Source organism: uncultured Veillonella sp., assembly GCF_938010505.1.
GTDB lineage: Bacteria > Bacillota > Negativicutes > Veillonellales > Veillonellaceae > Veillonella.
This window is the reverse complement of the sequence record NZ_CALLVP010000042.1, coordinates 22,644-29,771: the sequence shown is the minus strand read 5'-3', so window position 1 is coordinate 29,771 and position 7,128 is coordinate 22,644. Positions and strand designations below refer to the sequence as shown.

The 7,128-nt window shown below is 39.8% G+C and carries 7 protein-coding genes; all 7 read right to left on the bottom strand.

Features of this window, described 5'->3' with window-relative positions; translation table 11 throughout:
- Positions 1-5: 5 nt before the first annotated feature.
- The 7 genes from Q0507_RS02130 to glyS all read right to left on the bottom strand — a co-directional run bounded on the left by Q0507_RS02130 (position 6) and on the right by glyS (position 7,127).
- Positions 6-1,586, bottom strand: a complete 1,581-nt coding sequence (locus tag Q0507_RS02130; protein ID WP_298711678.1) for a YifB family Mg chelatase-like AAA ATPase — start codon at positions 1,584-1,586, stop codon at positions 6-8.
- A gap of 11 nt (positions 1,587-1,597) precedes the next feature.
- Positions 1,598-1,996, bottom strand: a complete 399-nt coding sequence (locus tag Q0507_RS02125; protein WP_298711675.1) for a YraN family protein — start codon at positions 1,994-1,996, stop codon at positions 1,598-1,600.
- A gap of 286 nt (positions 1,997-2,282) precedes the next feature.
- Positions 2,283-3,080 carry a ribonuclease HII gene (locus tag Q0507_RS02120; protein ID WP_298711672.1) on the bottom strand — a complete coding sequence of 266 codons (798 nt, stop codon included), beginning with the start codon at positions 3,078-3,080 and terminating at the stop codon, positions 2,283-2,285.
- On the bottom strand, positions 3,073-3,978 hold the full coding sequence (gene ylqF, locus Q0507_RS02115; RefSeq protein ID WP_298711669.1) for a ribosome biogenesis GTPase YlqF: 906 nt from the start codon (positions 3,976-3,978) through the stop codon (positions 3,073-3,075). Before ylqF ends, Q0507_RS02120 begins: the two co-directional genes overlap by 8 nt.
- A gap of 67 nt (positions 3,979-4,045) precedes the next feature.
- Positions 4,046-4,387 carry a 50S ribosomal protein L19 gene (gene rplS / locus Q0507_RS02110; RefSeq protein ID WP_004695921.1) on the bottom strand — a complete coding sequence of 114 codons (342 nt, stop codon included), beginning with the start codon at positions 4,385-4,387 and terminating at the stop codon, positions 4,046-4,048.
- 131 nt (positions 4,388-4,518) lie between these two features.
- The gene (locus Q0507_RS02105; RefSeq protein WP_298711666.1) at positions 4,519-4,905 is read right to left on the bottom strand and encodes a MarR family winged helix-turn-helix transcriptional regulator; all 387 of its coding nucleotides are present in this window, start codon (positions 4,903-4,905) and stop codon (positions 4,519-4,521) included.
- Positions 4,906-5,075: 170 nt separating this feature from the next.
- Entirely contained in the window at positions 5,076-7,127 is a 2,052-nt protein-coding gene (glyS, locus tag Q0507_RS02100) for a glycine--tRNA ligase subunit beta (protein ID WP_298711664.1), read from the bottom strand.
- Position 7,128: the final 1 nt, after the last annotated feature.

Genomic DNA, 7,128 nt, shown 5'->3' with positions numbered 1-7,128 from the left:
TTACTTTATTTGCCAGTTCTAAATAACATTGCTTCAGAAATATGATGTGGTTCTACTTTTGGATTTTCTTCTAAATCAGCAATTGTACGAGCCACCTTTACTATGCGATCAAAAGCGCGTCCACTTAAATGAAAATGGTCAAATATATTGCCTAAAACGCGCCAAGCTTTATCTGTAATATTGCATAGTTTACTAATTGCCTTATGAGGAACTGCTCCATTCGAATTAAAATCAAAACCTTCAAATCGTTTTTGCTGCATAGCAGTAGCCATGATGACTTGTTGTCTCATACTTTCACTCGTCATATTTGAAGATGATGTATCTAACAGCTGTTCAAGGGTCGGTCTCTCAACGGGAATATGTAAATCAATACGGTCCATAATCGGCCCTGATAACCGTTGCTGATAGTTTTTGACCATCGTTTCAGAGCATATGCATTCCTTATGAGGATCATGATAATAACCACAAGGACAGGGATTTGCGGCCAATATACAAATAAAATTGGCTGGATACATATAATTACCTTGAGATCTATTGATAGTAATTGTGCGAGACTCTAAAGGCTGCCTTAGGGCATCAATAACTTGGCGCTGAAACTCAGGTGCTTCATCCATAAATAAAACACCACCGTGAGCAAGTGTGACTTCCCCAGGGCGTCCTTGTATTCCTCCGCCTACCATACTCGCCAAAGTCGCCGTATGATGTGGATGCCTAAAAGGCCTAGTTTTAACGAGTCCCTTATCACCGAGTAAACCAATCACATCTTGTATGCGATTTACCTCAACCATTTCATTCCAAGTCATAGGAGGCAATATGGTCGGTAATCGTTCGGCCATCATCGTTTTACCACCACCAGGCGGACCTATCATAATACAATGATGATGTCCTGCAGCGCTGATGAGCATGGCCCGTTTACCAAGCTCTTGACCTTGTACATCGCCAAAATCTACATCATATGTAGTATTAGAATTTTTCTCATCCATCGTATCTGTTAGTATCTCATCTTGATTTTTCCCTATTTTTACCTTTTTGGAAGTTGAAATAGATTTAGATTTAACTTGATCTTCTAAGACGGTAATAATATCTTGTAATGAAGACTCGCCATATATAGTAAGATTTGGAATAGCTTTTAGAGTATGTCCATTTTCTACGCCTGTATATATAGTGGAGTAATTAGCTTCTAACCCTGCCAATGACATCGCCAAGGTTCCAAAGGTAGGTAGCAGTGAACCATCTAAGGCTAGCTCACCCATAAATAGACATCTATTCAATAAAGCTGAAATATTAGCTTTACGCCCCTTTATCTGCCCCGATGCAATGAGAACCCCTAAAGCAATCGCTAAATCGAGTCCTGCGCTACTTTTACGAATTGTAGCAGGTGCTAGATTGACTACGATACGCCTCATAGGGAAGTTATAGCCACTATTTTTAATAGCCGCCCTCACACGTTCACGAGCTTCCTTTACGGACTGATTAGGCAGTCCTACGATATCAAATACAGGTAAACCTTGGGATATATCGACTTCAACCGTAATAATACATCCATCTATGCCATGTAAGGTGGCTCCATAAAGTTTTGCATACATAAGAAACCTCACTAAAAGCACTGCGGCAAATAATGGATAGAACTTTGAAAGTCCTCGTGAAGATACACCTCTATAACATCAAAGGATATTTCTTTCCAGTGTCGTTTCTTTTGATGTAGATCATATAAAAATAACATGGCCGCCCGTTTAATATGCTTTTGTTTCTTTTTAGTAACCGCCTCACGGGCCAATCCATGTTGCATGCCACGACGAGCTTTGATTTCAATAAAGTGATACACCAAATCACGTTTAGCAATGATATCGATTTCCCCTAACCTAGTTCGATAATTTGTATCTACTACGGTAAGACCTAACTTTTTAATATACTGGGTAGCAATGCGTTCTCCCCATTTACCAAGCTCTTTAGAGTCTAGTTCATTAAATGCTTTACCTGTACTAATGGTCTTCATATATACCTCCTATTTAGGTGTATTAGCTACAATAACCTTCTGAATTGTAATATTCAAAGTATCTCTAAATTTTCAACAGGTAATACTTACTTGTAGCGTAGATTATGAATGCTGTAAAAGTAAATACAAAAGAGGTTCCTAATAGTCACATAGGTGACCAATAGGAACCTCTTTACGGTTATGAACTATATGCAATTTATAATGATACAACTAATATAACTAATACAGTTAATACAAATATAGAACTTAATTTAATAGTCGAATCATAAAATAAATTTATTAAGAATTACTCTGGCTTAACCCAACGAACGATAGATTTAATAGGTTCAAAGCTCTTGCGATGAAGTGGTGTTACCCCTTGTTGTTCTACCGCTTCTTTATGAAGCTCAGTATAGTATCCCTTGTGGATACCAAAGCCATAACCAGGGTATTCCTCATCGAGCTGTTTCATATAACGATCTCGCGTAACCTTAGCAATGATGGATGCAGCTGCAATATTAGCACTCTTACTATCACCTTTTACGATAGACTCCACAGGAATCGTTAAATCAGGTAATTTCATAGCATCCGCCACTACTGCTTCCGCTGGTACGCTGAGGGTACGAATCGCCTCATACATAGCTTGACGCGTAGCTTCGTAGATATTGAGTTCATCAATCTTTTCTGGACCGTAGGAAATACAGCTCACCGCTACGGCTTCTTTCATGATGATATCGTAGAGGGCTTCACGCTTTTCTTCGGTTAGCTTTTTAGAGTCATTCAAACCTGGAATCAATGTCATAGGCGGCAATATAACGGCCGCTACCGTTACAGGTCCTGCAATAGGGCCACGACCTACCTCATCGACGCCAGCTACGTGATACATACCTTGATCGTAGAACATACCTTCATAGTCATACATGCTCATGAGGCGTTGCTGTTCTTTTAGCTCTTTTTCTTGGCGCTTAATGTAAGAAGCGGCCAGTTTTTGTACGGAGCTACGATCGTCCTCTTGAGCTAACGGCAAAATCTCTAAGGCTTGTTCAGTTTCCAAAAGAGCTTTAATATCTGCAACCTTTAACTTAGAAAAAACATCCTTATCCATTTTGTTTTTCCTCACCATCTTCAGGATAGTATGGTTCTTCATCTACTTGGTCTAGTGTAATTGTACCAAGTTTAGTATTGCGGTAGTCTTGCAAGATAATGCGACGTGCTTTATCGAAATCTACTACGCCACCGCTAACGAGACAGCCGCGACGACGACCGATACTTTCAAGAATAGTATCCACATCTGTCATCTCTTCTTCTTTTAATTTATAACGTTCTACCAAAATATTTGGTGTATTCGTCAATAAATGATTTAACAGCTGTTTCATTACATGCTCTAAGTCGTATACATCATCAGAAACAGCACCCGTCATAGCAAGTCGAGCCGCGGCGCGTTGGTCCTCTAATTTAGGCCATAATACACCTGGTGTGTCGAGCAATTCAAGGTTTTTACCGATTTTAACCCATTGTTGACCACGAGTATGACCAGCTTTGTTAGCTGTACGCGTTGCTGCAGAGCCAGCTAAGGAGTTGATCAACGTGGATTTACCAACGTTAGGAATCCCTAAGATGATAGTACGTACAGAACGACTGCGAATACCTTTTGCGACCCAACGGTCAATAATAGGCTTGCTCAAACGCTCTACAGTAGATATTAACTTCTTATTGCCCTTGCCAGACTTAGAATCAATAGCCAGCACTGTGATGCCTTGTTTCGTAAAGAACTCAGTCCATTCCTTTGTAGCTTTAGGATCTGCTAAATCTACTTTATTTAACAGCACGATATGAGGTTTCTGACCAACGAGTTCAGTGATTACAGGATTTGCACTAGAACGAGGAATACGCGCATCTAGTAACTCAATAACTACGTCTACCTTTTTGATATACTCCGTAATCATACGTGTGGCTTTCGCCATATGCCCAGGGAACCAATGTACGATAGGTGAATCTGCCATAGTATTTCCTTTCATATCTAAATTTTAGCAAAAATAAAAGGCTGCCAACGGCAGCCTTTTATGAACATTAGCGTTTTTCGCGAATACGAGCAGCTTTACCAGTAAGGTTACGTAAGTAGTACAATTTAGCACGACGAACAACACCACGGCGCATAACTTCGATTTTAGCTAAGCGTGGGCTGTGAAGTGGGAATGTACGTTCTACACCTACACCGGATGCAATACGACGAACTGTGAAAGTTTCACGTACGCCACCGTTTTGACGTTTAATTACCAAACCTTCGAATACTTGGATACGTTCACGAGTACCTTCCACTACTTTTACGTGTACGCGAACTGTGTCACCAGCGCGGAAAGTAGGGATGTCTGTACGAAGTTGTTCTTGTTCAAGTACGTTAATAATGTTCATTGTTTCCTCCTGTTTGCAGACATTCAATACCTACACCTTATAGGCAGCGGACTGTCTCAAATTAACAGAAATATATTAACATAAATCACGTACTCTTAGCAAGTATTTTCTATATAATTTTGAGAATAAAATTATTTTCGTAAAATAGGCCGTTTTAGCTTACCTAATAAATGATATAACTCCTCTTGTTCCTCTTCAGATAATTCGGAGAACAAGACATTCAAAAATTGGTCATACGAATGCAACAGTGATTTGCCTAACCGTTTCCCCTCATCTGTTAAGCCTACCACGGAAATGCGTTTATCCATAAAGTCGATATGTTTTGTTACATATCCTAATTCAATGAGAATATCCGTCTGCTCAGATACCGTAGCAGGACGCATATTAAGAGCATCTACTAACTGCTTTTGTGATGCTCCTTGAGAACGCATATATAATTCAATAATAATTCTATCACGAGACTTTTCTTTGCCACTTGGCACCTTACATAAGGCTTTATATAATTCATCATGATTCATGATCGGTATTCTCCTCATACAACTTTGTATATTATAAGGTATTCGCCACAGCATCCAAAAATCCTGCATATAATCTGTATATTCTTCGTAAAAGCAAAAAAAGAGGCACCGTAAGGTACCTCTTCTCTTATATGTCATGGTAAAAGTCGAATCGTTCTTTTACTAATATATTATTTTAATGCGCTAATATCGCCGATAATAGCCATTACACTGTAAGCCAAGCGAACAAGTTGCAAACGGTTAGCTTTAATAGCTTCATCTTTGTCCATAACCATTACATCTTCAAAGAACTGGTTAATCGTTGGCACAAGAGTTGCTGGAACTGCTACTACAGCAGCATAGTCGCCAGCCTCCCATGCTACAAGACTTGCTTCAGATGCTTTAGAAGCGGCTTCGAACAATGCTTTTTCAGCATCTTCTTTCAACAAGTCGCTATTAACACCTGTATATTCCACATCTTTTACAAGATTGTACATACGAGTATAGGCTTGAACAAGCTCAACATTTTCATCGATGCGATTTGCTAACAATGCGTTTACAAGACCTTCTGCATCAGCAACGGACAATTCATTGTTGGACAACAACAAGTCGATTACATGATGAGGAACTTCACGATCAAGGAAGATGTTTTTCAAACGAAGTGTGAAGAACTCTTCAACTTGGTTAAGCAATTCCTCTTGTTTATCAGCAGCTACATTCAATAACTCCATAGATGCTTTGAAGATTGGACGCAAGCTGATATTCCAGTCGCTACCAAGCAAGATGTTCAAGATACCAATTGTTTGGCGGCGCAATGCATATGGATCTTGAGATCCTGTAGGGATTAAACCACGGCTGAAAGTAGCAACGATGTTATCTACTTTATCGATGATGGACAATACTTTACCTGCTTCAGTTTGAGGCAATACATCGCCTGCAAAGCGTGGTAAATATTGTTCGAAAATAGCTTCTGCTACCTCAGGAGATTCACCATCAAGTAAAGCGTATTCTTTACCCATCACACCTTGTAATTCAGTGAACTCTGTAACCATACCTGTAGTAAGGTCAGTTTTAGCAAGCTCTGTAGCGCGTTCCAATACAACAGCTGCATCTTCGTGCAAGCCACATTCTTCACCAAATATACGGCCCAATTTAAGCAAGCGTTCAGTTTTATCTGCTAAGTTACCAAGGCCTTCTTGGAATACGATTTTAGTCAAACCATCTTGACGGTCGATAAGAGGTTTCTTGCGGTCTTCGTTAAAGAAGAATTTAGCATCATCTAGACGAGCGCGCAATACGCGTTCATTACCAGCTTGAACTACTTCGATGGAATGGTCAGAACCATTGCGCACTGTTAAGAACATTGGCAACAATTTGCCATCTTGACCAACTAATGGGAAGTAGCGTTGATGATCTTTCATTGGTGTAATGATAGCTGCATCAGGAAGTGCCAAGTAGGACTCTTCAAAGCCACCGCACAATGCTGTAGGCCATTCAACAAGATAGTTGATTTCTTCTAACAAATCATCATCCCAAACGATGGATGCATTTTTAGAAGCTGCTATATCATGTAATTGTTTGGAAATCAACTCACGACGAGCATCTTGATCAACCATAACAAAGTTTTCTTTTAATGTGTCTACATAGGATGCTGCATTCTTAATAGTGATTTCATCAGCACCTAAGAAGCGATGACCACGTGTTACATTACCAGATTTTACAGTAGCAAACTCTACAGGAATTACTTCTTCATCAAGTAATGCTACAAGCCAACGTACTGGACGTACAAACTTAGCATCTAAATCGCCCCAATGCATGGATTTAGGGAAGTTAAGACCTGTAATCAATTGAGGCAACATTTCACTTACGATATCTTTTGCAGGTACGCCTGCAGTTTTAGTTTCAGCATAGATATAGCCATCTTCTACAACAAGATCAACTACATCAAGACCTTTACCACGAGCAAAACCGATAGCCGCTTTTGTTGCATTACCGTCAGCATCGTAGGCGATGGATACAGAAGGGCCTTTATGACGTTCGCTGATTTCAGCAGATGCGTCAGCAAGACCTTTCACGATAAGAGCCAAACGACGTGGTGTACCGTATGTTTCGATGCTTTCAAAAGGAAGATGGGCATCATTTAATTTTGTTTCAGCCAATTGTTTCAATTGACCTAAGATATTTGGCATAAAGCCGGCAGGAATTTCTTCTGCACCGATTTCAAATAATAAATCTTTTGCCATC

Excerpts from the sequence above, each read along its gene's own strand:
- Q0507_RS02130 (WP_298711678.1), bottom strand. The coding sequence starts at position 1,586 with ATGTATGCAAAACTTTATGGAGCCACCTTACATGGCATAGATGGATGT.
- Q0507_RS02125 (WP_298711675.1), bottom strand. The coding sequence starts at position 1,996 with ATGAAGACCATTAGTACAGGTAAAGCATTTAATGAACTAGACTCTAAA.
- Q0507_RS02120 (WP_298711672.1), bottom strand. The coding sequence starts at position 3,080 with ATGGATAAGGATGTTTTTTCTAAGTTAAAGGTTGCAGATATTAAAGCT.
- ylqF (WP_298711669.1), bottom strand. The coding sequence starts at position 3,978 with ATGGCAGATTCACCTATCGTACATTGGTTCCCTGGGCATATGGCGAAA.
- rplS (WP_004695921.1), bottom strand. The coding sequence starts at position 4,387 with ATGAACATTATTAACGTACTTGAACAAGAACAACTTCGTACAGACATC.
- Q0507_RS02105 (WP_298711666.1), bottom strand. The coding sequence starts at position 4,905 with ATGAATCATGATGAATTATATAAAGCCTTATGTAAGGTGCCAAGTGGC.
- glyS (WP_298711664.1), bottom strand. The coding sequence starts at position 7,127 with ATGGCAAAAGATTTATTATTTGAAATCGGTGCAGAAGAAATTCCTGCC.